The sequence below is a fragment of the Actinotalea sp. JY-7885 genome (genome assembly GCF_014525465.1).
Taxonomy (GTDB): Bacteria; Actinomycetota; Actinomycetes; order Actinomycetales; family Cellulomonadaceae; genus Actinotalea.
In genome coordinates this window covers 1-1857 of the sequence record NZ_JACEXH010000304.1, presented here as the reverse complement: position 1 = coordinate 1857, position 1857 = coordinate 1, and the positions used below count along the sequence as shown (strand labels likewise).

At 76.8% G+C, this 1857-nt stretch carries 2 protein-coding genes; both read right to left on the bottom strand.

What is annotated here, in order from left to right; genetic code table 11:
- Positions 1–543 (bottom strand): RDD family protein (locus IDM29_RS16565; RefSeq protein ID WP_188037823.1); only part of this gene is annotated, 543 nt, incomplete at its 3' end.
- Positions 544–685: 142 nt separating this feature from the next.
- On the bottom strand, positions 686–1857 hold a 1172-nt coding region (locus IDM29_RS16560; RefSeq protein ID WP_188037822.1), incomplete at its 5' end, for a S8 family serine peptidase.

Here is a 1857-nt window from a genome sequence, read left to right as displayed (position 1 = left end):
CGGCGCGCCGGGGCCGGCCAGCAGCCCGTCGATGCGCCGCGCGACGTCGGGGGCGGCGGGCGCCGCGGCGGGGTCCACGCCCACGGCGACGTCGAACACCATCGACCCGGCCGCCTTGTCGTGCCATCCCTGCCGCCGACCGGACGCGTCGAAGAAGGGCGAGGCGTACACGAGGGCCTGACCGACGCCGAGGACGAGCGAGCCCGCCGCCGGCACCAGGAGCCGCACCAGCGCGCGGCCCATCCCGATGGGCCGCCCCGTCTCGGCCGAGAGCGTCCTCAGGCCCACCAGGCGCTTGCCGATCGTGTAGCCGCGCGTGCCCTGGAACCACCACTGGACGACGCCCAGGCCCAGCAGCAGCAGCGCGCCGACCAGCACGAGCGGCGAGACCGCCCCACCGGGTGCCTCCGAGAGCTCGCGCAGCGAGGACATCGTGCCGGCGACGACGAACGCGCCGCCCAGGACCGTGGCCGCCGCGCCGTCGATCACGGCCGCCAGCAGTCGCTTGCCCATGCTCGCGGGCACGGATCCGGGCGTCGCCATCGGTGTCATCACTCCTGTGCGCGTCGTTGACATTGTGACCACCGCCTCGCGCGGGCAGGCCGGGACCACCCCGGGTCGAGGCCTGCCTGACATATCGGCACGTCGGGGACGGAACCTGAGCCGGGAGGACGCCTCGTTCGCCTCAGGCCGGCACCCGACGCCGCCGCCGCGTCGTGAGCCGCGAGACGATCAGCGCCCCGACGCACGCCCCGAGGCCGGCGAGCGCCCACCAGGACGACGCGGCCTGCACGGGCGCGAGGACGTCCTCGTGGGCGCCGAGCTCCAGCTCGGCCGGCGGCGGCACCTCGACGGCGGGACGCTCGTGGACCGGGCTGGGCGGCCCCGGCGCGGACCCGTCGTCGACGAACGTCAGCGCGGCGGGCGGGCGCACCACGCCCCAGCCGACCCAGTCGTCCCGCTGGTCGACGGTGAACCGCGCCGCCGTCACCATCAGCCGGTGCGCCCACTGCGCCGGCGTCTCCTGCGGGTGCGCCTGCGCGACCAGCGCGGCGGCCGCGCTGACGTACGCCGTCGCGTAGCTCGTGGAGACCTCGCCGCCGAGGACGCAGTCCCCCGCGGCGTGGTAGGTCGTGATGACGTCGGTGCCGGGCGCCGCGATCTCGACGTGCGGCCCGTGGATGGCGTCCTGGGTCGCGCTGTCGCCCGCGTCGACCGCCGTGACCGCGAGCGCCTCCTCGTAGGCCGCCGGGTACCGGGGCGAGTCGGAGGTGTCCTCCGCCGTCGCCCGGTTCCCGGCGCTCGCCACCACGAGTGACCCGCGCTCGGTCGCCACCCGCACCGCGTCCCGCAGGGCCGGGTCGTCGGTCGTGCTGCTGATGGAGACGTTGATGATCTGCGCGCCGTTCTCGGCGGCCCACAGGATGCCCTGGGCGATCCGACCCGTCTGCACGTCGACCCCGGCCGCGGCGCCCTGGTCGCTGTCGTCGTAGTAGATGCGGACCGGCAGGATCGTGGCCTCCGGTGCCAGCCCGACGAGTCCCGACCCGGCGACCGGACGCGCCCCGATGATCCCGGCGACGGCGGTGCCGTGCCCCGCGCTGTCGGACCAGCCGCTCGGGTCGCCGCCCATGCCGACGACGTCGGCCCCGGGGACCACCGCGGACGTGAGGTGCGCGTTGCGCACGTCCACGCCCGAGTCCACGACGGCCACCGTCACCCCGGCGCCGGTCGCGCGCTCCCACGCCTGCCGCGCGCCGAGGCGGCCCAGCGCGGGCGGCTCGTCCGGCAGGTAGGTGACGCGCTCGACGTCGCAGCCGGCCACGGCGGTCCGCGCGCCGGACGTCGCGGGGGCAG